The sequence below is a fragment of the Microcoleus sp. CAWBG640 genome (assembly GCF_020883015.1).
Taxonomy (GTDB): Bacteria; Cyanobacteriota; Cyanobacteriia; order Cyanobacteriales; family Microcoleaceae; genus Microcoleus; species Microcoleus anatoxicus.
This window is the reverse complement of the sequence record NZ_JAHRFC010000014.1, coordinates 64,458-91,331: the sequence shown is the minus strand read 5'-3', so window position 1 is coordinate 91,331 and position 26,874 is coordinate 64,458. Positions and strand designations below refer to the sequence as shown.

Genomic DNA, 26,874 nt, shown 5'->3' with positions numbered 1-26,874 from the left:
TTTATTGTCCTCCCGCTTGAAAATCTTGCTTTACTTTATCAAATTGCGCTGTCGATATCGCTCGATTTAAAACTTCAATCAGTTTAGAACGCAATTTCTGGTAACTTTGTCCTAGCTTGGTGAGAGTGTCTTTGAGTGCTGGTTCCTCCTGTTTTTCGAGTAGGTCTTGTTCATAAACAATATTATCCCACTTCTTTTGCAGTTTTGCCGCCGCCTCTGGCTGGCCCAAAGCAGTCGCTAAGGCTGTCAATTGCCGCTGGATAGTTTGCAGTTGGCGGGTGAGTTGCAGCCATTGCTGCTTGTATTTGTGGCGTGGAATCCGGCTGTTAGTCTCGTTGACAGCTTGGCGGCGTTGCTCGAATAAATCTAGTTTAGCATTGAGGTGCGATCGCAAATCTAACAACTCTCCCAAATTTAAATTAGCAACAGGCAGTAAATCATCTAAACTCAGAAGACTGCTAGGTTTAAACTCCCTCATCAGCGAAAGTTCACTCTCTGGGATAGAATCGATGTCAAGGCGCAATGTCCCCGATAGGGTATAAAAAACTTCAGCAGTTAACTCTTTCAGCAGTTGTTCTAACTCCTCACACTCTTGCTGAACAGGCTGCAATTTATGGCGAATTTCAGCAAAAGTTTTGTGGTATTCTGTAGAAAGGCGATCGCCTTCCTTAATTGCAGTATTCAAAACCGTCATTTGCCCCTGGCGATACCAACTTTTTTTCTGAATCAAAGCTGCAATCTTTTGGCTATCAATCGAAGTTTCCACCCCTAACTTTACCTTAGCACTATTTTCAAAAGGAATCTTTACAGGACGCGGACGATACCAACCTTCCATGTACAAAAAAGACTCACCAGGACTGATACGAGCAATTTCTTCAATTTGCGAGGAATCTAATAGCATAGCCTGTCCGATATCTTTGCGGTCATCAGCAGATACCAGACGGTGAGCAATTTTCACATTAGTATTTTTCACCACTTCCGCGGCTACCCCCGTCGGCAATTGATCGGCGATAATAATTCCTTCTCGCAGCGCCCGCATTTCTGCTAACATCCGAGTGATGTAATTAGCAGCTTCCTGTTTACTATTACCATCTTCGGAGGATGTCGCGCCCTGATTTCGCCCCACAATATTATGAGCTTCTTCCAGCAAAATAATGTGTTCTGGGATGCCGTTCCCTTCTGTCCGTTGCCGTTTCACATACTCCCTAATTTTTGTTAGGAGAAAGAAGGTCATTAAATTAGCCTGATCTTGGTTTAGATAATCCAATTCTAAGATAGTTGGATATTTCAACAAATCAGCAATAGTCGGGCTGCTGCGCTGCGTATTTAACATCGCCCCCACCCCTCGACGCAATAAACTACCAATGCGGACTTCCAAGGCTGTTTTTAAATTAGATTTAACCTCACCCGCATAGTCTTTGGTTTCAAATAAAGCCGTAATTTTATCATACAAATCCCGCATGGTAGGGATTTCTAAATTATCCGGTGTTCCTGCTTCACTGCCCGTCCATCCTCTGTCATAATAAATTTCTTCTAAAGCTTCGGAAAGCAAAGCCGGCAAGGGCCCAGACAGCGGCAAAGCACCGCGAAAGCTGGCTTCTAAGTTGCTAATATGTTCGTAGAAAGGCACACCAGTTGAAGCTTCAAAGGGATTAAACCGAAAGGGGGAAATTAGGTCATTTCCTAGGGTATAGACTCGCAATTCTTGAGTAAGGGTGCGGAGTTTTTGCAGTTGTTCTGGGGGAAAGCAGTTGCTGTTAGGTTGGATGGCTAATAGGGAACGATATTCAGTTTTGGCGGGTTCAAAGACTAGAAATGGTATATCGTAACACCACAATTGCGTCAGTAAATTAAATGCTGTAGTTGTCTTGCCACTACCGGGAACACCGCAGATGAAAGCGTGTTTGTTGAGTTGTTTTAGGGCAATTTGAATGATGTTTTCTGGGCGCGTGGTTTCGTAGCCACCAAAGTCAATGCACGGTTCGTCACCTAAACTTGTGATATCATTTTCTTGGCTAATCCCCTTAACTGGGGCATCGCTGGGAACGACAATGCGAAATAAGCCGCTAATTTCATTCAGCGTAGCGTAGCGGTGTAAGGGTTTTAAATCAGTGATTTTCACATTACCGGTGCCACCCAGTAAATCATTGCCAAAATAGGCGTCTCCTAGTTCTTTATCCCATTTTTCCCAATAGGTAAAAGTTGAAATTCTCCCCTGTTGCGTAGCTGCAAGACTAGCGGGAAAAGCGGAAGAGTTTTGAGTGAGTACAAGAGTGCGATAACGACTTTTTTTAGTACCACTCAGCAGCAGTGTTCCTAGGATACTGCGGACAGCTAGTTCATCGGTTCCCAGAACTTTTATGCTGTAGCGATAGAGGCTTTCTGTTAAGTAAGTCGATTGATATTTATCGTAGATACGAGAAACTAATTGAGCATTTCTGTCTTCATTTTTGGACAAACCGAAGGTGGAACCGCTGTTAGATTTTCTTAATGTGGATAGCATTTGGTCAAGGGCGTTAATCCAGCTAGATTTTTCTTGCAGAGATGTGGTGTCAGGTTCCAGGGTAATTTCTAGCAGGAGAGGGCTATTGAAACTGGCAATAGTCTCACAAACAACCAACATATCATTAGTTTCATCTGCTTCAAATTGCAGCGGGACATAGTAAGCATCTTTCAAAACCTTTTTTTTGTTGCTTCCACTACCAGCTTCGGTGGTGTAATTAGTATTTGTGCAAACTATTTCCTCATATTTGATTGTTTCACCGATGAATTTTACCCAGTTCAAATTTTGAATTTTATCTACTTCCGCTTTTGGCGCTAACTGTATTTGATAAAATTCCTTAAGAAATCCTTGGGTGACAATCTTTTCAATATCTGTGGCGACGCGGGTATCGGATGAATGTGTTCCCGGTTGACTGACTGCCAGATATATGCGTAAACGCTTGTCAAAAGGCAAACCGGGTGCATAGCGATAGCGCAGGGAAAAGGTGAGGTTATAAACTATACTCAAGTCGCTGAGTAATAGCAGAAAGTCTTTCTGTCTACTCAGGACTTTTTGTCTGGTTCCTTGACCGTAAAGGGAGAGGTATTTTTGAGATTTTAGGTCTGGGAGGTGAGGGATTTTGAAGATTAATGGGAACATATTGTGCCACTAAAAGGACTATTTAATCAAGGGGCGTAACAGTTGACTAACTTCATCTTGTTTTTCGTATAAATGCCTAATTTCTGAGTCTAGAATTTCATGTTTAACACGAGCATTTATCACGGTCTTCTCTAAAAGTCTAGTTTGAGTAGAGAACAAATATCCGGTCAACATAATAGAAACAATAAACCATGCGAACGCAAAAATTCCAAAAATCAATCCTGGCCCTGCTGCTGCTAGTAGGAGGTGGACTACAGGGGTAAACATACAGTACCAAACAATACATTTTAAGAGAGATTTTAAGACGGAACTATTCTCTTGTTCATACCGTGAATTTTGTAAGTCTTTGGACAACTTAGATTCTTCTGATTTAGCAGACGAGCGTTGAGTTTCCACAGGGCTAATTTGCGATCGCCAGTAAGAATTCCATTCCTTATCCATTTGCCGTAATTGATCTATCAAACACCGATCGTACTGCGAAAATAATTGATGATAATCAGTCTCGTTGCTTTCAAAAGTCAAGTTTGGTAAAGAGGCCAAGCTGGGATTCGCAAAAAATCTATTATACCATTCGGTATTGAATGAACGAATTTGGTTGAAGACAGCTTCTATTTGATTTTTTAGTACGATGGATTTCTGCTTGCGTTCTTCAAATCTTTGTTTCCTTTCTGCCAATTTCTGCTGGTTTTGCTGTTCTAATTTTTGTCGCTTGTCTAAATCATTTAAAGCTTGCTTCCACCATTCTAGACAATCTTGCTTGACTTTTTTTCTACTCAAATTGTTTGCTAAAAAATCAAATTTTTGTGCTATCAAATCTAGTTGATTGTAAGACAAAGAATCGAATTCATAACATTGGATTAATTCCTGACGACCTGAACTATTCTTTTTTTCTGATGTAACCCATTGCAATTGATACCAGTCTTGAGAAAATATAAATACAGCAATTGCTAGGGTAGGTTGGGATTGTTTTAGTTGTTCAATAAAAGTAGTCCCTAATTGGGAGATGATTTGGGCTGCTGATTTTCTAGTTGACAAATTGTTACTCTGAAGACAATGTAATTGGTTCTCAATTAAAATATTTAATTCATCAGGATTTACTTTACTCTCTAACTTTTGCTTTGCCATGTTTTGAGCGCTGCCCTCAAATACTTCATTTTCGTCAATAGCAGAAGCCTGATCTCCCATAGACTCCGCTCGTTGCAGTGCAGCGTTAACATTTTTGATGGCTCTTAAACCAAGAAAACTCATAACTACCTGACAGGTTCGATCTATTGGTGAGCCTTCTGCATATTTACAATTTGAAGAAATTGATTTGAGTCGCTCTAATCCTCCATAAATCCAAAAAATTACAAACTCATCATAATAATCATCGCTATTCACAAGATTCGAGTCGGAAAACCTTCTGATTTTAGACTGCACTATCTTCTCGGCAATCTTCCGAGGTTCCTCACTCAGATGTTGCGAAACTGTAATAAAATCAAACCCCACAGTTTCAATAGTCGTCGCCGCCGCCCATCGAATCAAATCTGTTGCGCCCGACTGAGCCTGCTGACTCAGTACGCTCAGTAACTCACTACTTTCTTTGAGCCGTACTTTAATCTCAGCATCCGCAATCTTGCCAAATGCTAGAATCGTCAGCGCCACAATCTCCTCTAACTTAACCCGTTCTAATATCTGGAGAAAAGCATCAATAGGTGGATCGGAGCGAGTTGCCAAACATTCAAATAACTCAATCTTCTCGCCCGGATTGTTGCAAGCACGGAAGGCTTCGATGATTTCAGCGGAGGTGTTTAGGTTTATGCAGTTCATAACTAATTTAACTCAGAGCTAAAATTTACTGAATCTGATTGAGAAAGCGGGTTTTTTCACGCAATCTAGGCGGGAGAATCTCAGAAACCCGCCCAGAAAGGCACGGGGGTACTGCCCCTAGGCAAAAAGTGCGATCGCCCAAAATTAAATATTGACTAAAAATTTAGCATATTCCTCAGTCGATCGCCATAGAATTATGATTGAATTTTCAGTACATATTTGTAGGGACACGGCCGTGACAAGGCGTGTCAACTTAACGTCAAACCCTTTCACAGACTGCTGTTTGACTATTAACCCTAGATCCCCCCTAGCCCCCCTTAAGAAGGGGGGGACAAGAGTCTTATCAAAGTCCCCCTTCTTAAGGGGGATTTAGGGGGATCGGGCCTCGGCTACAACCCTGATTTTGACATGGTTTCAGGCTTAAGTTGACACCAATCGGCCGTGACATATCCCTACAGTTATGGTAGGATCACAACCCTACAAATTGTTAACAATTCACACAAAAATGCCAGATTAAGATAAAATTATCATAGGAAAATCGCACAATCATAACCCGATTAAATCCTAGCAAAATCAGCCATGTCTGATCAGATAACTCTTGACCCCAGTCAATACCCCGATACGACACAACTCGTACAAGAAGACGATACTCCCTTGGATAGTTTCATTAACGAAAAACAACAGCGACTGCTTACGGAAGTGCTCTCTGGATATGAGTTAAATGATGGTATTCCCTTCATTGTCGCAGCCAATGTGGGTATCTTCCGTACTGTTCGGCATCCGGCGATAGTTCCTGATATATTCGTCAGTTTAAATGTGACTGTTGCGGATAGTTGGGATCGGCGAGATGTTCGTTCCTATTTACTCTGGGAATTTGGGAAACCTCCAGAAATTGCGATCGAAATTGTTTCTCCGACTCCGGGGAATGAATTGGGTAGCAAATTTACTGATTATGCCCTGATGGGTGTAATGTATTATGTTGTTTACGATCCTCTGGGTGAATTGAGCGATCGCCCTTTACAGATTTTTCAATTACAAGGGGGGCGCTATGTGCCGAAAACCGATACTTGGTTTCCCTTAGTTGATTTAGGTTTAACCCTCTGGCGTGGTGTCTTTGAAAGCGTCAATGATACTTGGTTAAGATGGTGCGATGCTGAGGGGAATGTTATTGCTACTGTGGAGGAATTAGCCGCCAGTCTCTCTCAAACTCAGTCACAATTAACTGTATCTCAATTACAGTTAACTGAATCTCAGTTACAATTAACTGAATCTCAAAATCAGACGAAACAAGCTTTATTACAAGGGATTCAGTTAGGTTTACAGCTTAAGTTTGGAAGTTCAGGGTTAGAGATTTTTGAAGAAATTTCTGCCATTGACGATCTGAATTTGCTGCAAACTATAACTTCTAGCTTGTTCACAGTTGAGGGTTTAGAAGACTTACGACAAATCTATTTGTCATAACTTACCCAAAAGATCTCGTGAAAGATTCTGATTCACGACTTACGCAGTAAACCTGAAGAAACTGGGTTTTTATACTAGAAACGATCGCAATAACGATACTTTTTCCTAGAAAAACTCGGTTTCTGGATGATTGGGTTGAAAACTCCAAAAGCTCGATTCACGCGATAGCTATGCCGCGCCTACTATTGAGGATTCCCGCGAACTTCCTCTAAAAACCAGCTACCTACCTCTGTATGATCTGTCTGGCGGCTGCGTCGCAAGCCTTCTTCCATTAAAGCAAATTTTAGCCCCGGTAAAACTTCTGATTCTGTTAGGCGCGCGCTTCCCCGGTTAGCAATTATTTTAAAAGCAATAATTTGGGCTTTTTGTACGTCTACAACCCAATATTCAGAAACTCCTAATTCTTCATAAAGCATTCTTTTGGTTCCCAAGTCGTCCAGCAGAGAGCTATCCGCAATTTCGATCGCCAAATCTGGTGCAACTGCGCTATCCAAATTCACGACTGAACTCCCGCGAGGTGTAGATTGTACCCGTTCTCCGATGTAGTAAGAAGCGTCTGGTTGAGCTTCTCTGACATCGGTTTTGCGGTAGCTACAGTTAACCAGTAGTCTCATTTTTATACCTTTAGCCATCCCAAATAGATTGATTAAGATGACGATGATTCCATTGTCATCAGCATGATCCGGCCCTACTGCTGCCATTTCAATTTTCAACTGTCCATTGTAGTAATAACATTTTACTTGTTTGTACTGCGGCTGCTTTAGGATTTCTATATATTCATCCCAAGTCGCTGTAACCCAGCTATCAGTTATAAATTTTGCTTGTAGTTGATTCATCATTACCTCAGCGAAAAAAATCTTTGAGTTGTGACAGAAGACTTGTAATATCAAATCCGTTGACATCGGAATTATTATTTCTCTCTTATCTTTCTCTGTGTCCTCTGTGTTCTAGTCAGGTTTAATCATTCCAATATAACAAGCGCCATCGAGGTACAGCAAGAGTGACATTGGTTCCCAGGAAGAGCCTGGGAACCAGTTACCCTCAGAACAATTAACCTTTACTCTTCTGTCGCTTCCTCAGATTCCGAATCTTCGATCGACTCTTCACCCGCAGGCGGCACTAAAGCCACAGCGACGATCGAATCATCGTCATCCAAGCGCTGCACCCGCACTCCCGTTGCGGTTCGAGATTGTGTGGAAATTGCACTCACCGCCTGACGGATGATAATCCCTCGGTTGGTAATAATCATCAACTCATCGGTTTCATTAACAATTCGCAGTGCCGCTACCCGATCCTTAGCCTTTTTGGACTTAAATTTAGTAGCAGTCAATCCTTTCCCAGCACGTCTTTGGAGTCGGAATTGAGAAACAGGCACCCGCTTTCCGTAACCATTGGTGGTAATTACCAACACCGAGGGAACTAGGCTGTTATCTGTGGCAATTTCTTCAATGATTTCGCCTTCTGTTTCCTCAGTTTGCTGTTCTAACTCTTCCTCTTCCACTTCCGCCACATTCGCCTCTTCAAATTCCGCTTCTTCAGTGTCTAATTGAGCAATATTTGCCCCCTCAAATTCTGATTCTTCGGTTGCCAATTCAGCAATTTCAGCAACAATTGAACTTGGCAAAATATCCATGCTGATCAACTCATCGCCCGATCGCAATTTCATTGATTTCACACCCCTAGTAGCGCGCCCAGTAGGTCGCAACTGTTCGTGATTGGTACGGAAATGAATTGCCATGCCTTGCCGCGTGCCGATGATAATGCTGTCACCAACTTTTGCTCTCCGTACCCACCGCAGTTGGTCGCCTTCTTCTAGAGAAATAGCGATTAAACCGTTTGTTCGGATATTGGCAAAAGCGGAAAGGGCAGTTTTTTTGATGTAGCCACTGCGAGTTAGCATTACCAAGTATTCCTCGGTACTGAATTCTGTTACAGACACCATAGAAGTGATTTTTTCTTCCATGGGAATCGGCAGTAGTTGTAGCACGGGCATTCCCCGCGCTGTCCGAGAACTGACGGGGATTTGATAAGCTTTGACAGAGTAAACTACGCCTCTGTCACTGAAGAACAAAACGCTGTCGTGATCGCAACAGGAAAGGAAATGTTCTACTCCGTCATCTTCTTTCATTTTCGTGCCTGCTTTGCCGCGAGTAGCGCGACTTTGGGCCTCGAAAGTGCTGACGGGCATCCGTTTGATGTAGCCTTGTTCGGTGATCAGAATGATTGCTTGTTCGTTAGCAATCAAATCTCTTTCGTCAATTTCTCCTTCGGAGTGTTCGATGACTGTGCGCCGGGGAGTGGCTATTTTGGTTTTGATTTCGACTGCTTCGACTTCGGCGATTTCTAGAATCCGTTCCCGTCTTGCTAGAATATCTTGCAAGTCAGAAATTTTAGCTCGCAGTTCTTCATGTTCTTGTTGAATTTTTTGCGCTTCTAAGGCTGTCAAACGTCGAAGTTGCATTTGCAAGATGGCGTCGGATTGCTGCTCGGAAAGACCGTAGTTATCAATCAATTCTTGTTTGGCTGCGGCCGAGTCAGGAGCGCGACGAATTAGCTGAATGATGCTATCTAAGTTTTCGAGAGCTATTAATAAGCCTTGCAGGAGATGGTCGCGTTCTTCTGCTTTGCGGAGTTCGTATTGAGTCCGACGAGTAATGGTCTCAATGCGGAAGTCTAGGAAGACATTCAGGAATTGGGAGAGCGAAAGTAGTTGGGGTTCCCCATTTACTAGCGCTAACATATTGGCTCCAAAATTGGATTGGAGTGGTGTTTGTTTGTAGAGGTTGTTGAGGACTACACGGGGATAGGCATCGCGTTTGAGTTCGATGACAATCCGCATTCCGTCTCTGTCGCTTTCGTCGCGAATGTCGGAAATTCCCTCTAATCTTTTGTCGTTTACCAGTTCGGCAATTTTCTCAATTAGGGCCGCCTTGTTTGTTTGGTAAGGCAGTTCAGTGATAATAATTGCTTCTTTGTCTGGGCGGCCGACGTGTTCGATGGTTTCAATGCTGGCGACTCCCCGCATGGTGATGGAACCACGGCCGGTGGTGTAGGCTTCTCGAATGGTGGCTTTCCCTAAAATTTGACCTCCGGTGGGAAAGTCGGGGCCGGGGATGTATTGCATCAATTCCAGGTCGGTAATTTCTGGATTGTGAATCAGGGCTACTAAACCGTCAATGATTTCGCCTAAATTGTGTGGCGGAATGTTGGTCGCCATTCCCACAGCGATTCCCGATGAACCGTTGAGCAAAATTTGGGGAATCCTGGCTGGGAGTACCAGGGGTTCTTGCTGGGAACCGTCGAAGTTGTCCCCGAAATCCACTGTTTCGCAGTCAATATCGCGTAGCATGGCGTCGTGAGTCAGCGCGGTGAGGCGACACTCGGTGTAACGCATGGCTGCGGCGGGGTCGTTGTCTACCGATCCGAAATTGCCGTGACCGTTGATTAGGCGTTCCCGCATGGAGAAATCTTGAGCCATCCGCACCAAGGCGTCATAAACTGCGGTGTCTCCGTGGGGGTGATACTTACCCAGCACCTCCCCCACGACGCGGGCGCATTTGCGGAAGGGTCGATCGGGTGTCAAGCCCAATTCGTTCATGGCGTAGAGAATGCGTCGGTGAACGGGCTTGAGACCGTCCCTAGCATCTGGTAGTGCCCGACCGACAATTACGCTCATGGCGTATTCCAAGTACGATCGGGACATCTCATTACCCAGATCCGTCGGGATTATCCGCGACTCAGAGGTGCTCATAGGTTAAAAAACTCCGTTAAAAATTTTAATTTGACCGCTATAAATCCAAAAAATGCGATAAAATCGGTTTGGATTCAGTAGAGTTGCCAAATAGTGCAAATTACTATTGAAATTATATCACAATTAGCCTTAGAGAATATGGGATAATAGCCAGAAAAATTAAGAGAATTGTTGTTTAATAAAACTGGCTGCTTTGTGAACACGAAAAAATAGTCTAAAATCTGAAATCTAAAATCTAAAACCTAAAATCTGCTGATGCTATCCGTCATCTATTCCGACGATTTTTTACTGCACAAGACTGGAATGCTTCACCCAGAGCGACCAGAACGTTTAACGGCGATCGTCCATGCTCTGAAAGCTGCTCCCTGGGCGGCTCAAATTGAATGGCAACTGCCCACGCCAGTCTCCGGCCACGAGCAGAAATTGTTATCGGAGATCAAAAAAGTTCACGCCCTAGGATACATCAGGGAAGTGGAACATCTGGCTCATCGGGGAGGTGGCTACCTCGATGGAGATACGCCGATTTCTGCTGAAAGTTACGATGTGGCGATGCTGGCTGTGAGTGCTTGGCTGGATGGGGTCGATCGAGTGTGGGCTGGGGGCGAACCGACTTTTGTCCTGGCTAGGCCACCTGGACACCATGCTGAGAGAGACCGGGCGATGGGATTTTGCTTGTTTTCCAATGCTGCGATCGCCGCGAATTACGCCCTCAAACAGCAGGGAATTAAACGTGTCGCCATCCTCGACTGGGACGTACACCACGGTAACGGCACTCAATCTTTGGTGGAAAACTGCCGACAAATTGCCTACTGTTCCCTCCATCAATCTCCATGCTATCCGGGAACCGGAGAAGCGGATGAGCGCGGGGGCTACGACAACGTACTGAATATTCCCTTGTATCCCGGTGGCGGCATGGGGGAATACCTTGCGGCTTTTGAATCTCAAGTTATGCCGTTTTTGTCAAAATTTGAGCCGGATTTGTTGATTGTCAGCGCTGGCTACGACGCGACTGCGGCCGATCCCTTGGCAAGTATGAACCTGACACCCTCAGACTATGCGACTTTCACGGGATATTGTCTGCAACTGACCAGACGCATCCTCTTTGGTTTGGAAGGAGGTTACGCCCTGAAGGATTTGGCTGAGTCGGTAGTGGCGACGATCGAGCGATGTCTTCATTAGCCGGAAAATCCGATGTCTGGAACATGAGGTTGAGCAAGCCTTAGAGACTGACGATAGGGCGAATTTGTCAGGGGCAAAAACTGCTAAGGAAGAAAGTTGAGAGGTGCGATCGCTCCCATTCTCCTCTTCCCTGTTCCCTGTTGTGGGCAAACAGTGACCACCATCACCTAATTGCAAGATTCAAGTCACTTGGTGCCCATGTATCGGTCACAGATTATTAGCGCAAAAATCACACTTTGTCAATGTTTAGGATCACCTAAATCTCCAGTCAAACAGAGCATAATAGAATTAAACTGAGTATGGGGAATCTTTCCATGCTTAAATCAATTCAAAGGGTTAATACCATGACAGTATCTCAAATGACACTCGAAGAGTTGTTTGGTCAAGTGATGTTCTCCAGCGTCGTTACTCGCCACGAGCGGAGACAACTGAGATCCGTACTTTTAGAAAGAACGCTCAACGATGATGAGTATGCCATCATCAACAGACTTCTCTACAATGTGCGCCGCGGCTGGGTGAAAATTATCGATTAAGTCGCTACCGTCATACTGTTCTAGCAGAATTAGACCTAAGAGTCTGCGTAGACTGAAATTTTTGGGATATCTATTTTTTATGGAAAAGTTAATTTTTTGACTTCTCTTTTTGAGATAGGTGGTTATGGAGGAGAATCGCCATCGATGACATCAGCCTTAAGATAGAGATTCTTTTGAAATAACAGGTAGTGGGTGCATATTTACTTCTACTAGAATTGAAAAATTAATAGGACGAAGATTCATTAAAAAAATAAGCTTAAATTAAAAAAATAAAATTTTACCAAGTTGTCAAGAGAAGGCTATTGTGCTAATATAACCAGGAGCGAAAACAGCCTTGGTAAAAATTAAACTAAAATTTTTCAATGGTTCCAGAGCCAAACATTCGGGCAATTTGAGCGCGGAAGTGTCAAAATATTAAAAAGAAGTTAATCTAATCCCCAAAATATATGGCTCCCGCCGTTTTAATTGAAAATCTTCAGAAACGCTACGGCAATGTAGAAGCCGTTAAAGATGTTTCCTTCAAGGTAGAACAGGGGGAAATATTTGGTTTGCTAGGCCCCAACGGTGCTGGCAAAACCACCACCCTGCGCGTACTTTGTACTTTGACAGCGCCAGATAGCGGACGTATTGAGGTGTCTGGTATTTCTGCTGTCAGTCAGCCGAGAATTGCTAGACAGAGACTGGGCTATGTGGCTCAAGAAGTGGCTCTGGATAAGGTGTTGACGGGCAGGGAACTCCTGCAATTGCAAGCAGCGCTTTATCATTTGCCCCGCCATACCATTAAAGGGCGGATTGATAAAATGGTCAAACTCCTGGGTTTGGAGGAGTGGGAAAATAAAAAGACGGGTACTTATTCCGGCGGGATTCGCAAGCGTTTGGATTTGGCTGCGGGATTGCTACACCAGCCGGATGTTTTGGTGTTGGACGAACCGACTGTCGGGCTCGATATTGAAAGTCGGGTGGTAGTCTGGGATTTCTTGCGTCGCTTGCGGGAGGAAGGGACTACGGTTTTGATTACGAGTCATTATCTCGAAGAAGTTGACGCTTTGGCCGATCGCGTGGCGATTATTGACAAAGGGACGGTGATTGCTGAGGGGACACCTCTGGAGTTGAAAAATCGGGTTGGGGGCGATCGGGTGACTTTGCGGATTCGGGAGTTTTCGCCCATCGAAGAAGCCGAAACAGCCAAAACAGTGATGGAATCTTTGCCTTTTGTGCAGGAAGTAATTGTCAACCAGGCTCAAGGAAATTCTCTGAATTTAGTAGTAACACCCCAAAGCGAGGCGCTGGTGACAATTCAGCAAGCTTTGAAAGATCTGGGATTGCCTATTTTTGGGATTGCTCAATCTCGGCCGAGTTTGGATGATGTGTATTTGGCGGCGACTGGTAAGACGCTGTTGGATGCGGAGTTGGCTGCTGCTAGTAATCGGGATTTGAAGGCTGAGCAAAAACAGGCGATGCGATCGTAAATTAAATATCTCTAAAAAATCCTGCCGGTTCAAGACAGGCTTTTTTTAGAGATACCTAATGCTCAACAATCACCGACGTTCCCACTTCTACCTTCTCAAATAAAGCCTGGGCGTCTTTATCAAACATTCTCACACAACCATGAGAAGCCGCCCGCCCGATCGACTCTGGATTGGGAGTACCATGAAAACCAATCACATTCTTACCATCAGTCCAAAACCCAATCCACCTACTCCCCAAAGGATTGTCCGCCCCCGCAGGAACAAGTTCCCCAGTCCAAGGATGTTCCCAAACAGGATCTTTGATCATTTGCAAAACTTTAAAATTGCCCGTAGGAGTTTCCCAGCCACCTTTTCCCACAGCCACGGGGAAGCTAGCTTGCACCTTATTTTCTCGGTAAACATAGACGCGGCGTTCTCGCAATCTTAGCACCAAGCGCACTTCCTCAATGGGAGTTACCGGAGGTTTTGGTTCCTGGGGAATATAGCGAGATGCTTCTGGCAATGCCGGTAATTCTGGTATTGCGATATTGGGCAATTTCACCTGGGATGTTGGTGACTCCGAGGCGATCGCACTATGATTAAAATTAGCCCTAGCTTCTGCAACAGAAAGCGCGACCACACTCAAACTCAACAGAATTAACTTACTCAACAAAGATTTGCTGTTCACCATGTTGTTTTTCGCTAAACTCCTCATCAGCAGTGTCCACGAACTTTAGATCTCAAATTATGCCCAACCAGCTCGATTATAATCTTTTTTGAAATTCTCAAAAATTTACTACTCCGGGGATTAAACTGGATTAGGTCTAAAGGTGGGGACTTTCGCACAGCGAAAGCAAACCCAACCCTGAATAGCAATTAATGTGAGGTTTCAATGCGTCTTCAGAACATCAAATTATTGACCAGTGCCACCCTGTCGGTGCTAGTTTCAGCATTATCAGTGCATCCAGCGATGGCTAACCCTGCAACTCTCATCGCCCAAACCCAGAGCACCACAACAGCCAACACAGAAAGCATCACAGGTATTGTCAAAAGTATTGTCGGCGACATCATCACCATTCGCCCGGAAAATGAGCGATACAGGACTCTGAGGATTCAAAAATGCGTCCTGAAAATTACCGGCCTCGTACCAGGAATGAAAGTCAAAGCCATGTTCCGAGGCTCTCAGGTAGAAAATATCATGGTCCTCTCCAAGTATAAAGTGATAGCTTCACCAGTTGCTACCACCACCACTCCCCGCGTAGAAGCGCCACCGGCTCCAGAACCAGCCCCCATTCAACCAGCTCGTCCCGCTCCCCGCGTCCAACCCCCAACTCCTCCTCGTCCACTACCCCCTCCAGCTCCCCGTCCAGCCCCACGTCCCGTGAGAGGACTTTGGTAGACTTACCTTTGTAGACAGAATTAAGCCACCGCCCTAAACGGTGGCTTCGCTTTTTCCTAGGAATTGGCATCTGGCTTCTAGGGAAGCCGAAGTGTGATATCAATTCCGGTTGTATCGGAATGATTTAACCGCGAAGGCGCGAAGGACGCGAAGCCGTTCCCGTAGGGTAGGACGCGAAGGAAGAGAAGAGAGAGTTTAATACAGGACGATGAAGCTCAAGCCCATGTCTAAAGGCAGGGGTTTGCGTCTCGTTCTTCAGTGATAATAGGATTTTCGAGCATTAGTGTGATATCAATTCCGGTTGTATCGGAATGATTTAACCGCGAAGGCGCGAAGGACGCGAAGGAAGAGAAGAGAGAGTTTAATACAGCACGATGAAGAGAGGATTTTATCTGAAAACCATCACCAGCTCAAGCCCATGTCTAAAGGCAGGGGTTTGCGTCTCGTTCTTCAGTGATAATAGGATTTTCGAGCATTGATTGAGAAATTGCTGCTATGTATAATCTGCGTTTCTTACTGTTAATTTTACTGCTCCCGGTGGTGGCGTGTTCACCAGCTACAGATGCTCAAGCTCCTAGGATTTTGGCCACCAGCCCCCTGTCCCAAATTCCCTCCCAAGCAAACACCAATTCTGCAACGAGTCAGAGCATACCCACCAAGGCGTTATCACCACAACCAATTCGCATCAGCCCTGGAAACTTACCTCAGCCTTTTGCTACCGACAGCGCCTCCAAACCCCCTCAAGTCATACCCCCACCCCCATCGCCAGTGCTGCGAGTCCCTGCGGGCTTTGTCGTCAACGTTTTTGCAGAAAATCTGGATGCTCCCCGATGGCTAGCCTTGACACCCACAGGCGATGTTTTAGTCACCGAAACGCGACAGAATCGGATTACCCTGCTCCGGGATACCAACGGCGACGGAGTTGCGGAAGTTAAGCAGACTTTTGCTCAGGCAGAAAATGGGCTAAACATTCCCTTTGGGATGGCCTTTGGTCAAGGCTATTTCTTCCTAGGAAATACGGCAGAAGTTCGCAGATTTCCTTACACAACCGGACAACAAAAACTAACTGGAACAGGTCAAAAAATAGCCGATTTACCTGGTGGTGGCTATAACCAACATTGGACGCGAAATGTTGTGATCTCGCCGGATGGTAAGAAACTTTATGTATCAGTTGGTTCCCAGTCTAATGCCGATACTGAACCACTACCAAGGGCATCTGTACAGGTGATGAATTTGGATGGAAAAAATCAGCAAACTTTTGCTTCTGGCTTACGCAATCCCGTAGGATTAGATTTTCACCCTTCCAGCGGGCAACTTTACGCCACAGTCAACGAACGTGACGGTTTGGGAGATGATTTGGTGCCAGATTACTTGACCAGAATTCGTCAAGACCAGTTCTACGGCTGGCCCTTTGCTTATTTTAAGCCGAATCTGCTAGACCCGCGCCACGTCAAAAATGGCAGCAGCGAGCGGCCAGATTTAGTGGCGAAAACACTGACACCAGATGTACTGTTTCAAGCACATTCAGCAGCTTTAGGACTGCAATTTTATGACGGCAAAACCTTTCCCAAAAAGTACCGGAATGGAGCATTTGTCGCATTTCGTGGCAGTTGGAACCGCAACGCTGGAACGGGTTACAAAATCGTGTTTGTACCTTTCAATGCGAATTTCCGCCCCGAAGGTTATTATGAAGATTTTCTGACTGGTTTTCTCACCGAGCCATCGGTACCGAAAACCTGGGGACGCCCCGTTGGTTTGCTAGTATTGCCTGATGGGAGTTTGCTGTTTACTGAGGAGGCAAATAACCGGATTTATCGCATTCAGTATCGCGGGTAATATAAAATCCTCTCTTCCGGGGAATTATGAAACTCTCTCTTCTCTTCCTTCGCGTCCTTAGCGCCTTCGCGGTTAAATCATATCAAATCCCGTAGCATCTGAATTATTCAGACCTCTATTCTCTCCCTCTGTGTCCTCTGTGTTCTCTGTGGTTAAATCATTCCAATACAACCGTCAACAATATAACGAGATAATCTGCGGTCAAAAAATCCCCTACAAAATCGAACTCAACACAATTTCATTAGCAACAATCCATTCATAAATATCTTGCAAAGCAGCTTCGGGGCTAATCCTAGGTTGCCATCCAGTGCGTTCCATCACCCTAGAAGAATCAGTAATAAAAATGGGAATATCCCCCGCTCTTTCCTCCAAAACAGGATGAATGGGAATGGATTTTCCCGTAATTTTTTGGCACAAATCTGTTGTTTCAATTAAAGACAGACTGTTGCTGCAACCACCGCCGACATTAAACACTTCACCGTCAAATTCAGCAAAATTTTCTAACTGATAATTAACTAACCGCAACAAGTCTTCAACGTGTAGTAAATCTCTAACTTGTTTGCCACTGCCGCCGAAACCGATATAATTAAGTGACTTTTGAAAATAGTGGGCAGCTACCCACAAACCGCACACTCCCTGATCTACTTTGCCCATTTGCCAAGCACCGGTAATTAACCCGCAGCGGTTAATAATTGCTGGTACATTGTAAGCTGCTCTGTATTCTTCAATCAGCAATTCTGAGGCTAATTTAGTTGCTCCGTAAAGGGAGCGATTTCCTTTGAGAGGGAAGTCTTCAGAAATGCCTAATTCGGATATTCCAGGTATGGTTTGATTTGGGGCGATCGCAAATCTTGACTCCGACTCCAATAATTTGATAGACTTGACAGTGGCGATCGGGTAAACTCGACTCGTAGACAAAAACAATAAACTCGCACCCGTTTGTCTCGCCAACTCCAAAACATTCACAGTACCCAGTAAATTCGTCTGCAAAACATACTGAGGTGAACTAAAACCCGCCAGCACCGAAGGTTCCGCAGCACAATCGATAATGCAGTCTACATTCAGCGCCACCGGATCTAAATCTGCCGCTGTACGAATATCTCCATACACAAACTCAATCCCGGAACTTTTCAGCCGAGGTAAATTCAATTCTGAGCCTCGGCGGCGCAGGTTATCTAAACAAATTATCTGCAATTCCGGGTGAAGTTTCTTGAGGCCAATCGCCAAGCAACTGCCGATGAAACCAGCACCACCAACAATCAAAACTCTTTCAAACATTCGCTTTACAAAATTTCCTTCGTAGTCAAGACTTTAGTCCCATTGGTGTCAACTTAACGTCAAACGTAGTATAGCAGTCTGCTGTCTGACGATGAGGCCTCGATCCCCCTTTAGTAAGGGAGTAGGGTGTGAGTAGGGGGTGGGACAAGAGTCTACTCAAAGTCCCCCTTATTAAGGGGGATTTACTCAAAGTCCCCCTTATTAAGGGGGATTTAGGGGGATCTAGACTTGGCATAAAAGCGACATTTATTATGGGTTTCAGTCTTAAGTTGACACTAATGCTTTAGTCCTTATTCTTTCAACCATGCGCTTTACAAAATTTCGTTGGTAGTCAGGACTTTAGTCCTTAATTCACTACGGTGATAGTCACCACGAGAAAGATGTTTTTCTAGCCAGACATAGAGTACAATAAATAAATACCGACTGCCCATTTCTTTAATCTTCAGCTTGGAAATACCGGCAGTCCGATTGTACCATCTTAGAGGAATTACATCATAGGAAAAACCCCTGACAATTGCTTTGAGGGGAAGTTCTACAGTTAAATTGAAGTGATGGCTCAAAATCGGCTGTACTCCCTCAATCACTTCTTTGCGGTAAATCTTAAAAGCATTGGTGACATCGTTGTAGCGTAAGCCGAAAATAGTTTTGACAAACCAATTTGCTAAGCGGTTAATGGCTAGTTTGTGAATGGGATAGTCTACCACAAAGCCGCCTTTGATGAATCGGGAACCAAAAACGCAGTCATATCCTGCTTGTAATTGGCGATATCCTGCTACTAAATCCCTCGGATCGTCGGAAGCATCCGCCATTACAATGGCGACAGCATCGCCCTCAAATTCCGCCAATCCCCGGCGCACAGCAAATCCGAAACCGTTGGGTGGTTGATTGTTGATGTATCTAACTGTGGGAAAAGTCTCTGATAATTCTTGGCAAATATTCAGGGTGCGATCGACACTATTGTCATTCACAATCAGAATTTCGTGCTCAATGGCTTCTAAATCGAGCGTATGGGCGATCGCCCGCACAGTAACCTCCAAACAGCCCTCCTCGTTGTGAGCTGGTATAATCACAGAAATTTTCACTCCTCATCCTCCACTGTTACCCTAGCGCCACCGCGCAACTTGACAAATTGGTTGTCCACAGGATTATACACCCAAGCTTTGATTTCCGTTTGGGCGATCGGCAAATTATCACCCGACAACTCAACCGCCCATCTAGCATTCCTGTAAACCTGAGACTTCAAAGTCTGAGCAATGTCGGGACTGTTTAAGTTGACATAAGCATTAGCAAAAAAAGATTGTTTATCCCCGACCGATAACAGGATAATATTAGGCTGTGGCAAATCTTCTGGTAACACAGCCCATCCCGTAGCTTTCATAGCAGTATTTTTGTTGATTGTCAAGGATTTATCGCCAATTTGCTGTTGGTCAAAATAGCCGTAAACTTTCTCAGGATTAGCAACAAATTCTACATTTTTAGCAGAGTTTCGCCAACCTATTTTATCAAGAACTAACGCCCCTTCTCTGACCAACCAAGTTTTTTTGCTCAGCACCCTCAAACAACTTTCCGGTGAATGTTGGAAAAATTTCGACGGTTCCAAATAATTAATCAAATCCAAACAATCTTTACCACCTTGTTTGTAAGCAAGTGCAGCTTGAGATTGGGCTACAGCCTGTCCAGAATTAACAATAATTATCCCAATTAACAACCAAGCTAACACCCGATAAACAAGTGTATATCGGCGATTTAAACTAGCAATACTACCTCGCACAAATAATTGCCCAAGCTGAACTAAAGCAACTAGCAACAAAATCGAATTCGTCGTATATCGCGACGATTCCAGCGCCTGAACTGCCCCAAATTGCGCCCTACCCACCGTAATAAACAGAGCCGAAATAACCGAAAACAAACCTAGGGACAACCAAGGTACTGCGTCACGATGCTCCCTCATATTTTTGGCAAAATGGCATCCCAAAAATAAGAAGCTTGCCAGTATTATCAATCCCACAAATGCGGAAATACCAGACAAACGAACAATTGGCGAACCCAACAAACTCAAAAAATAATCAATTACCACAAGGGGCTGATGCAGTAACGCAAAAATATTTGTTTTCCGACTAGGATGATAATCAATTGAGTAAATACCACAAGTTGCCACAAACAGCAACATCCAGACAATAAGTCTTTTTCTTTTCTGTGCCACATTTCCTTCTAAAGCCATCACCGCCGGAATTGCAGCCAACCAAGAAAGCAAACCTTGAGCCATAGAAAAACTAGCAACAAAGCAGAATAAAGCAGCAAGGGATATTTGAATACTAGCCGATATTTTTTTGGGTAAAATCAGACAATAAACCGCAGCGACGAAACAAAAATTGACTAAAAACCAAGCGAGTTGAAATCCCCACAACCAGTTTTCATGCTGAACCAGGGAACATAGCAAAATACAAGTTAAGATATTAGCTAAATGCCACAAATCATCGCCGCCATTCTGAAGCTGCATGGCGGATAACTTGTAAATAGCCATAAAAGTGAGGATAGCCAAACCAATACTGAGACACAGCGGATAATTAATATTCCATCTGGACAAAAAAGCCAGCATAGCCATAATGATTTTGGGGAACACTATCCGGTGATTGCTGTGCAAAGTCCAAACATCGTTAAAAGTTACATTTCCCCCAGCTATTTTTCCAAAAAAACTAGCCAACCTCCACTCGTCATCAATGGGAACGTTAACGCTAAAATTCGCAACAAATCCGATTAATAAAAGGACGGGAGTGAGATATAAAGTAAATAACCAGAGGATTTTTTTCATCAACGTGCGATGGATTCCATACACCATTCTATATTATTTGTGGTTGCAGAATCAGGTGGAAGATTAACAGTCAACATCACCTGACGGTGAAACCGAAATTGATATTCAACCGCTAGGGCTATGCCAAAACCCCATTTTCCTGATTTTCAAGAGAATGAGCAATATACCAATCCTAAATCATTTGTGAATTTCTTACTCCCTCCCCTTCATAAGGGGAGGGTTGGGGTGGGGTAAAAAACTTTACGACTCCTGCAAGGACTGCTATAGCAATAACCGTGATATTATCATTACCGCCGTGCTCCAAAGCCTTGTTCACGCATTCTTCAGTTAACTTTTTTGGCGACTCTCCAAATTCCCCCACCAAATTTGTCAATTTTTGATTACTAACCTCTCCATTCAACCCATCGCTACACAGCAACAACACATCGCCCGCAGACCATTTTCGCACCACAGGTAAGTCTTCACTATCCCATTTTGGATCGACCGAAAATTGACTATTTTCCTTCCCTCCCAAACAAGAATTCACCACCGAACGCATCGGATGAGTCGGTATCTCTTCCTCCGTAATTCTCCCCAATTCTAGCAATACCTGCACCACTGAATGATCCGCTGTAATGTAGGGATTATTTCCTGGAGTAAAATGATACAAACGACAGTCCCCAGCATAGAGATGGAGGTATTCTGTGGGAGATATAATCGCCGCTACTATAGTTGTCCCCATCCCAAATAATTTGATGTTTTCGCAACCAGCTTCTTGGATGGCTTCGTGAGCTTTGTAGAAACATCCAAGCAAAAGTTCATATCGCTCTTTATGGGTTTCTGGTAAAGGTGTTTCCAGCAACTCTCGAAAGGTATCTATGGCGATTTTCGATGCTATTTCGCCTCCCCTGTGTCCCCCCATGCCGTCGGCGACTACCGCCAGCATAGTTGATGTTTCTGGACACCAGAATTCTAGCAGATAATTGTCTTCATTGTGGGGGCGAACTTTGCCACAGTCAGTTTTGGCATGAAAGGCTAATTCTTGTTTTGCTTTTAAATTATCCATCAACTATTACCTCTAGTTCAAGATTGCCGAGTTTGATGATATCGCCAGTTTTGAGAATTTCAGGATTTGAGGGTTGTTTTGGTGCGGCGGGAAGCAGTTGTTTCCCATTGACAAAAGTACCGTTTGTACTGTCTAAATCAATAATTTGCAACTTACCTTCTACCCATTCAATCACTGCATGGCGGCGAGAGATGGCAGATTTATTATCAATTTTGCATTCAGTTAAGTCAATGTCTGCTATACTCATGGGAGCATCGCTGCGACCGATGATGGCTCGGATTTGACTCAGGGGAAATTTCTGGTTGGCGCTGCTGCTATTGCGTACCAATAGTTTAGCATTGTCTGGTGTCAGTCGTCCTTGATAAATTGGATCAGACCCAAAGCCACTACTCATTCTTTACCTCCCAAGTCTCGTGAATCTCTCAGCAATTTGGTGGTTCTATTGGGGTCTAATTTACCACTTTTTTCCAAGTCCTCTAGCTGCTGGTCGATTTGATTAACTATATCAGTTTTTCCGGCTTTTTCAGCATTATATCGGGATTCTTCCAGTAGTTCTTTTTGCAGATTGGCATCGTCGGTGCGGCTCAATTCGTTACTTTTGAGGTTGATCAGCCAGCAGCAATGGTCGTTCTTGATTTCCTTGTTTTCTTTTTGTGCTTCACTAGGACTTGTTGTATAATTAATGGCAGCTTTTGCTCTCACGGGATTGGTCATTCCCTTGGCTGTGAGTTCCAGAGAAATTACGTCTTTGTTACCTGTAGGTTCGTCAAATCCTCCTAGGGGAATTTCGAGTTCGATTAATAAATCCGTGGGGGAGTTGGCGGCTATTGCGCCGATGGTTAATTGATTTTTAGCTGTTTCTTCTAGGGGCAAATATTCGGGGCGGTAACGACAAAAGCCTTTGATTGTAACTCCGTTGCTAGGTATTAGCTGGATGACGGTGTTTTCGGTGGCCATCGCCTGACATTCCGTGAGTCTTTTTTGGAGTTGGGGTTGCAGGCTGGCTGGAGTATCTGCAAAGATAAATGAGCCTCGCCCTTTGTCGCTTAAATCTGTCAGGAATGCTGTATTGAAATTGTTGGCGTTTCCTAATCCGACGGTGTTGAGAATTATGCCTAGGTTGGCTAGTTGTTTGGAGCGATCGATCAAAACCCCCGTATCATCTAAAATCCTTCCTTGGGATGTGGTAGCATGACCGTCAGTAATCAAGATTCCCACCCGCGCGACTCCGGCTTCTGGAGGTAGGGCGTTTAGTATCCAATCTAAGGCTAAACCGGTGAGGGTAACACCTCCTGCTGTCAGTTGGGAAATGGCGGTATTGGCGGGTTGAAGGGCGGCGGCGCCACCGGGTAAAGATTGGAGCAAAGGTGTTACACTGGTGGAGAAGCCGGCTAAGGAAAGCCGATCGCGATCGCGCAATTGAGCCACAACAGCCCGACAAGCTTCCTGAGCCCGTTGCAGATTTTCTCCTCCCATTGATTGGCTGGTATCGAGGGCGATGGCAATTCGCAGAGGTAAGCCGGGCCCACCGGATTGGGGACGAATTCGCACTCGCAAGATGTGTTTTGTGTTTTTGGCTGTGATTTTGGCTGGTATATCCCAGTCAAGTTCTAGGTTGAACATGATGTTATTTTGAATTAAGATTGTGCGAGCTTTGCAGTATATTTTACATGAATATTAAATTTCTGAACAGTTAGAAAACCGAACCAGCAATTTAAAGATTCGTAGGGGCGGGTTCACCAACCATATACAACAATGACCAACAATTCAAATAAACCCGCCCCCACCCCACGGTAAAGATTAATGTACATTGAGATTGTTGGTGGGGTGGGGGCGGGTTTTGGGAATTTTCGGTTTTCCATCTATATGGTTGGTGAACCCGCCCCTACAAATTGCATCTAGGATGATGCAAAAGATGGAACCATCGCCAGCAATTCCTCAACTGAGAAAGGTGGCGATTGAGGAATTGCTGCTTCCGCATCCATGAGTTCTTTCATTTTCTCAAAAATCAACAGAGTTTCTGATTCTCCATCAGTTAGTTGATCGTAAAAATTAGGGATAGAAAACCAGTGTTCAAAAGCAATCTCTAACAAACCATTAGTGGCTAATTGCACTTGCCAATACCGAGAATATCGGCCATCCACAATCTCAAATAATGGGGCTGGATTGTGTATGGGATAATAAGTATACCGCTCGTCGCAAATATAGTAGGATAATTTTCCTTGCCATTGGGAGATAGCATAGACAATATACTCTTTACCTATTATCAGTTTGAATTCAGTTTCTGTGGTGATATCTAACGGTGGATTTAGGTAGTTTTCTGGTAGTTCGGTTCCTTTGTTGGCAATGCAGCGAATTTTCATAGTATATTAACCTCACTGGTTTTTCGGTGCTATTTTGGGGTATGTACGTTTGATTTTGTACTCTACATTTTGGAGAGTGCGGGCATTTCTATACCAATGGATTTCAACGATAGCTCCCTCGATAATCGCGCTTTGGTTACTAGCCATTTTATACCAATCTTCAGGCTGACCGCCATAGTTGGCAACCAATCTGGGAGCATCTCCTAGGGGTCTGCTGGAGCCACCTTGAATCATGATGGCGGGTTGATTTTTAGCATCTTGGAGCAGTATTTGCTCTTGTAAATTATTGGGGATATCATCGGGAATTGCACCTCTGATCATATTGCTGTTACAAACCATAAAAACTAGGCTAACTTAAAATTATACAATCAATCAGAGTCGAGGATTCAGAAACCGGGTTTTTATCAGATTTTTGGTGGTCACCGATAGATTCAGGAAAAAACCCGGTTTCTTGGATTTACACATGGGCTCAGAAACCGGGTTTTTGCCAAATACTTCGTTGTCACCGATAGATTCAGGAAAAAACCCGGTTTCTTGGGCACAGTCGAGGATTCAGAAACCGGGTTTTTATCAGATTTTTGGTGGTCACCGATAGATTCAGGAAAAAACCCGGTTTCTTGGGCTCAGTCGAAGGATTCAGAAACCGGGTTTTTGCCAAATACTTCGTTGTCACCGATAGATTCAGGCAAAAACCCGGTTTCTTGGGCTCAGTCGAAGGATTCAGAAACCGGGTTTTTGCCAAATACTTCGTTGTCACCGAGAGATTTCGGAAAAAACCCGGTTTCTTGGGCACAGTCGAGGATTCAGAAACCGGGTTTTTATCAGATTTTTGGTTGTCACCGATAGATTTAGGCAAAAACCCGGTTTCTTGGGCACAGTCGAAAAAAAATCGAGCCGCAAGCGGCAGAAAGGGCAAAGAATTAAGAGCGCAAAGCGCAAGAGGGAAAAAGAGTAGAGAAAACGAAGAGTCCTCGCGGGAGACTACAGCACAGAACCAAAAACCGGAGACTACGCAGAAGCCAGAGCAACGCGAAAACCGAAGTTCGAGCAACGAATGCCCGCCGAATTCCTGTTACGAATGGCACTGCGGCAATCGACCGCATTGTTGAACCAGGAGCCGCCACGCTGCACTCGGTATTCAGATCCACCAGTTTCCCAAGAACTTCCATCAGTCGGTGCGCCGTTATAATTATCGTGCCATTTATCGCTGCACCATTCCCAAACATTGCCGTGCATATCATATAAACCAAACGCATTAGGTGGAAAACTCCCCACATCCGTTGTTTCTTTGCGGTACAGTCCTTTGGAGGCCTTGGCGTAGGGGTTGTTTCCGTCATAGTTAACTAATTCTGGGGTAATAGTTTCCCCAAAATGAAATGGGGTGGTTGTATGAGCTCGACAGGCGTATTCCCATTCGGCTTCACTCAGTAAGCGATACGTTTTCCCGGTTGTTTGCGAGAGTTTCTTACAGAATTTGACAGCATCATCCCACGATACATTTTCCACAGGACGTTTTTCACCTTTGAAACGCGATGGGTTGTTTCCCATGACGGCTTCCCACTGTGCTTGGGTGATGGCGTATTTTCCTGCAAAAAATGTCGGTACTGTGACTCGATGCTGCGGACTTTCGTCACTACATCCACCTTGTTCGTTGTCGGGGGCACCCATCATAAATGTGCCGCCGGGAATCTGTACCATTTCTAAGCTGACTCCGCGCCCTAGGTTTTCACTAAGGTATTCAGCTTGTCGTTGTTCTGTTTTGATGGTTTCTCCGCTGTTGTTGACTGTGATTACTTTAAAGTCAAAGGTTTGTGTTTGTTTTTTTGGTTGAGGGGCTGGTTCGGGTATTGATGCTAGCAATTGATTGATTCGATTAATAAAGGCCGAGGCTAGGATGGGCTCAGAAACCGGGTTTTTATCAGATTCTTCGTTGTTATCAACAGATTTAGGAAAAAACCCGGTTTCTTTGGTCGGAGTGTATAAGCCCTGTTTTGGTGCCAATGCTGTCAATACTTGTTCCGCTGTCCATCTATTTTCTCGCTCTTTTTCCAAGCATCCCCTGACTATCGCCGTGAATGGTTCTGATATTTTTGACCAGTCTATTTCCGGCTGTTCGTCTAGGGTTTTTTTCATTACTTCTTCGTCTGTCTTTCCTGTGAATGGTAGACTTCCTGTCAGGATTTCTGCTGTCATGATTCCCAGTGACCAAATATCCGATGCTGTTCCTACTACTCCCTTGTAGGATTCTGGGGGAGCATAAAATGGTGTTCCTCTCCTATCTTGGGTTCTCAGTGAGTTGGTGCCGATTTCTCGCAGCAGTCCTAAGTCTGATACTTTCCATTTGTTATCTGCGTATAGCAGGTTGGCTGGTTTGATGTCTCTGTGGACTTTTCGCGGACTTAAATTGTGTAGGTAGTGTAATGCTGCTGCTGTGGCTTTGACTATTTCTCTGGCTTCTGTTGTGGAGAGTTTTCCGGTTTTTAGTTTTTTTTCTAGGGTGATTGTGGCGATTTCCATGACGATGAATAAATATTTGTCTTCTTTGACTTCGCAGGTGCCTACTGTGTAGGTACGAATGATGTTTTCGTGTTGCAGGTTGGCTGCTGCTATTAGTTCGTTTAGTTGTTTTTTGGCTTTGGTTTCATCTTCTTCTAAGGCGATTAGTTTGATTGCTATTTCCCTGATGAATTGGTCTATGATTACTTGATCTGCTTTGTATACGGCTCCATAGGCTCCACATCCTAGGTATTCTTGGAGGTAGTATTCGTTGTTGACTGTTTCGCCTTGTAGTTTTCTCCAAAATCTTTCTGGGTACATG

20 protein-coding genes are annotated in these 26,874 nt (G+C 44.4%); 6 read left to right on the top strand and 14 right to left on the bottom strand.

Features of this window, described 5'->3' with window-relative positions; genetic code table 11:
- Nucleotide 1: 1 nt before the first annotated feature.
- Together AAFP11_RS10065 and AAFP11_RS10060 are read right to left on the bottom strand one after the other, a co-directional pair.
- The gene (locus AAFP11_RS10065; RefSeq protein ID WP_341736932.1) at nt 2-3,142 is read right to left on the bottom strand and encodes a hypothetical protein; all 3,141 of its coding nucleotides are present in this window, start codon (nt 3,140-3,142) and stop codon (nt 2-4) included.
- A gap of 18 nt (nt 3,143-3,160) precedes the next feature.
- Nucleotides 3,161-4,951, bottom strand: a complete 1,791-nt coding sequence (locus AAFP11_RS10060) for a hypothetical protein (RefSeq protein WP_341736931.1) — start codon at nt 4,949-4,951, stop codon at nt 3,161-3,163.
- A 579-nt stretch (nt 4,952-5,530) separates the two neighbouring features.
- Here AAFP11_RS10060 and AAFP11_RS10055 point away from each other — a divergent pair.
- Entirely contained in the window at nt 5,531-6,412 is an 882-nt protein-coding gene (locus AAFP11_RS10055) for a Uma2 family endonuclease (RefSeq protein ID WP_341736930.1), read from the top strand.
- 182 nt (nt 6,413-6,594) lie between these two features.
- Here AAFP11_RS10055 and AAFP11_RS10050 read toward each other — a convergent pair whose 3' ends face one another.
- Both AAFP11_RS10050 and gyrA read right to left on the bottom strand, forming a co-directional pair.
- Entirely contained in the window at nt 6,595-7,251 is a 657-nt protein-coding gene (locus tag AAFP11_RS10050; RefSeq protein WP_341736929.1) for a Uma2 family endonuclease, read from the bottom strand.
- A 218-nt stretch (nt 7,252-7,469) separates the two neighbouring features.
- The gene (gene gyrA, locus AAFP11_RS10045; RefSeq protein ID WP_341736928.1) at nt 7,470-10,163 is read right to left on the bottom strand and encodes a DNA gyrase subunit A; all 2,694 of its coding nucleotides are present in this window, start codon (nt 10,161-10,163) and stop codon (nt 7,470-7,472) included.
- 255 nt (nt 10,164-10,418) lie between these two features.
- Between gyrA and AAFP11_RS10040 the strand changes: the two genes are divergently transcribed.
- The 3 genes from AAFP11_RS10040 to AAFP11_RS10030 all read left to right on the top strand — a co-directional run bounded on the left by AAFP11_RS10040 (nt 10,419) and on the right by AAFP11_RS10030 (nt 13,344).
- The gene (locus AAFP11_RS10040; protein WP_340518990.1) at nt 10,419-11,342 is read left to right on the top strand and encodes a histone deacetylase; all 924 of its coding nucleotides are present in this window, start codon (nt 10,419-10,421) and stop codon (nt 11,340-11,342) included.
- 344 nt (nt 11,343-11,686) lie between these two features.
- The gene (locus AAFP11_RS10035; protein ID WP_340518989.1) at nt 11,687-11,875 is read left to right on the top strand and encodes a hypothetical protein; all 189 of its coding nucleotides are present in this window, start codon (nt 11,687-11,689) and stop codon (nt 11,873-11,875) included.
- Nucleotides 11,876-12,321: 446 nt separating this feature from the next.
- A complete protein-coding gene (locus tag AAFP11_RS10030; RefSeq protein WP_341736927.1) occupies nt 12,322-13,344 on the top strand; it encodes an ATP-binding cassette domain-containing protein in 1,023 nt (340 codons plus the stop codon).
- Between the two features lie 55 nt (nt 13,345-13,399).
- On the opposite strand, the gene AAFP11_RS10025 is transcribed toward AAFP11_RS10030, so the two are convergent.
- On the bottom strand, nt 13,400-14,014 hold the full coding sequence (locus AAFP11_RS10025) for a L,D-transpeptidase (RefSeq protein ID WP_341736926.1): 615 nt from the start codon (nt 14,012-14,014) through the stop codon (nt 13,400-13,402).
- A 201-nt stretch (nt 14,015-14,215) separates the two neighbouring features.
- Here AAFP11_RS10025 and AAFP11_RS10020 point away from each other — a divergent pair, with 201 nt between their 5' ends.
- On the top strand, nt 14,216-14,722 hold the full coding sequence (locus tag AAFP11_RS10020; RefSeq protein ID WP_341736925.1) for an autotransporter: 507 nt from the start codon (nt 14,216-14,218) through the stop codon (nt 14,720-14,722).
- Between the two features lie 495 nt (nt 14,723-15,217).
- Complete coding sequence (locus tag AAFP11_RS10015; protein ID WP_341736924.1) at nt 15,218-16,558, top strand: sorbosone dehydrogenase family protein; 1,341 nt, start codon at nt 15,218-15,220, stop codon at nt 16,556-16,558.
- A 213-nt stretch (nt 16,559-16,771) separates the two neighbouring features.
- Here AAFP11_RS10015 and AAFP11_RS10010 read toward each other — a convergent pair whose 3' ends face one another.
- From AAFP11_RS10010 to AAFP11_RS09970, 9 genes are all read right to left on the bottom strand, one after another.
- Nucleotides 16,772-17,836 carry an NAD-dependent epimerase/dehydratase family protein gene (locus AAFP11_RS10010; protein WP_341736923.1) on the bottom strand — a complete coding sequence of 355 codons (1,065 nt, stop codon included), beginning with the start codon at nt 17,834-17,836 and terminating at the stop codon, nt 16,772-16,774.
- A gap of 311 nt (nt 17,837-18,147) precedes the next feature.
- Nucleotides 18,148-18,918, bottom strand: a complete 771-nt coding sequence (locus tag AAFP11_RS10005) for a glycosyltransferase family 2 protein (RefSeq protein WP_341736922.1) — start codon at nt 18,916-18,918, stop codon at nt 18,148-18,150.
- Entirely contained in the window at nt 18,915-20,648 is a 1,734-nt protein-coding gene (locus AAFP11_RS10000) for a hypothetical protein (protein ID WP_341736921.1), read from the bottom strand. Before AAFP11_RS10000 ends, AAFP11_RS10005 begins: the two co-directional genes overlap by 4 nt.
- 172 nt (nt 20,649-20,820) lie before the next feature.
- Complete coding sequence (locus tag AAFP11_RS09995) at nt 20,821-21,693, bottom strand: protein phosphatase 2C domain-containing protein (protein WP_341736920.1); 873 nt, start codon at nt 21,691-21,693, stop codon at nt 20,821-20,823.
- A complete protein-coding gene (locus AAFP11_RS09990) occupies nt 21,686-22,087 on the bottom strand; it encodes an FHA domain-containing protein (RefSeq protein ID WP_341736919.1) in 402 nt (133 codons plus the stop codon). The genes AAFP11_RS09995 and AAFP11_RS09990 overlap by 8 nt, the downstream gene beginning before the upstream one ends.
- Entirely contained in the window at nt 22,084-23,316 is a 1,233-nt protein-coding gene (locus AAFP11_RS09985; RefSeq protein ID WP_341736918.1) for a vWA domain-containing protein, read from the bottom strand. Before AAFP11_RS09985 ends, AAFP11_RS09990 begins: the two co-directional genes overlap by 4 nt.
- A 275-nt stretch (nt 23,317-23,591) precedes the next feature.
- Nucleotides 23,592-24,056: a hypothetical protein gene (locus AAFP11_RS09980; RefSeq protein WP_341736917.1), complete on the bottom strand. Its 465-nt coding sequence runs from the start codon at nt 24,054-24,056 to the stop codon at nt 23,592-23,594.
- A 12-nt stretch (nt 24,057-24,068) separates the two neighbouring features.
- Nucleotides 24,069-24,377, bottom strand: coding sequence for a hypothetical protein (locus tag AAFP11_RS09975; protein WP_340518976.1), 309 nt, complete (start codon nt 24,375-24,377; stop codon nt 24,069-24,071).
- Between the two features lie 687 nt (nt 24,378-25,064).
- A complete protein-coding gene (locus AAFP11_RS09970; protein WP_341736916.1) occupies nt 25,065-26,873 on the bottom strand; it encodes a bifunctional serine/threonine-protein kinase/formylglycine-generating enzyme family protein in 1,809 nt (602 codons plus the stop codon).
- Nucleotide 26,874: the final 1 nt, after the last annotated feature.

Coding starts and splice junctions, on each gene's coding strand:
- AAFP11_RS10065 (WP_341736932.1), bottom strand. CDS start 3,142: ATGTTCCCATTAATCTTCAAAATCCCTCACCTCCCAGACCTAAAATCT.
- AAFP11_RS10060 (WP_341736931.1), bottom strand. CDS start 4,951: ATGAACTGCATAAACCTAAACACCTCCGCTGAAATCATCGAAGCCTTC.
- AAFP11_RS10055 (WP_341736930.1), top strand. CDS start 5,531: ATGTCTGATCAGATAACTCTTGACCCCAGTCAATACCCCGATACGACA.
- AAFP11_RS10050 (WP_341736929.1), bottom strand. CDS start 7,251: ATGATGAATCAACTACAAGCAAAATTTATAACTGATAGCTGGGTTACA.
- gyrA (WP_341736928.1), bottom strand. CDS start 10,163: ATGAGCACCTCTGAGTCGCGGATAATCCCGACGGATCTGGGTAATGAG.
- AAFP11_RS10040 (WP_340518990.1), top strand. CDS start 10,419: ATGCTATCCGTCATCTATTCCGACGATTTTTTACTGCACAAGACTGGA.
- AAFP11_RS10035 (WP_340518989.1), top strand. CDS start 11,687: ATGACAGTATCTCAAATGACACTCGAAGAGTTGTTTGGTCAAGTGATG.
- AAFP11_RS10030 (WP_341736927.1), top strand. CDS start 12,322: ATGGCTCCCGCCGTTTTAATTGAAAATCTTCAGAAACGCTACGGCAAT.
- AAFP11_RS10025 (WP_341736926.1), bottom strand. CDS start 14,014: ATGGTGAACAGCAAATCTTTGTTGAGTAAGTTAATTCTGTTGAGTTTG.
- AAFP11_RS10020 (WP_341736925.1), top strand. CDS start 14,216: ATGCGTCTTCAGAACATCAAATTATTGACCAGTGCCACCCTGTCGGTG.
- AAFP11_RS10015 (WP_341736924.1), top strand. CDS start 15,218: ATGTATAATCTGCGTTTCTTACTGTTAATTTTACTGCTCCCGGTGGTG.
- AAFP11_RS10010 (WP_341736923.1), bottom strand. CDS start 17,836: ATGTTTGAAAGAGTTTTGATTGTTGGTGGTGCTGGTTTCATCGGCAGT.
- AAFP11_RS10000 (WP_341736921.1), bottom strand. CDS start 20,648: ATGAAAAAAATCCTCTGGTTATTTACTTTATATCTCACTCCCGTCCTT.
- AAFP11_RS09995 (WP_341736920.1), bottom strand. CDS start 21,693: ATGGATAATTTAAAAGCAAAACAAGAATTAGCCTTTCATGCCAAAACT.
- AAFP11_RS09990 (WP_341736919.1), bottom strand. CDS start 22,087: ATGAGTAGTGGCTTTGGGTCTGATCCAATTTATCAAGGACGACTGACA.
- AAFP11_RS09985 (WP_341736918.1), bottom strand. CDS start 23,316: ATGTTCAACCTAGAACTTGACTGGGATATACCAGCCAAAATCACAGCC.
- AAFP11_RS09980 (WP_341736917.1), bottom strand. CDS start 24,056: ATGAAAATTCGCTGCATTGCCAACAAAGGAACCGAACTACCAGAAAAC.
- AAFP11_RS09975 (WP_340518976.1), bottom strand. CDS start 24,377: ATGATCAGAGGTGCAATTCCCGATGATATCCCCAATAATTTACAAGAG.
- AAFP11_RS09970 (WP_341736916.1), bottom strand. CDS start 26,873: ATGTACCCAGAAAGATTTTGGAGAAAACTACAAGGCGAAACAGTCAAC.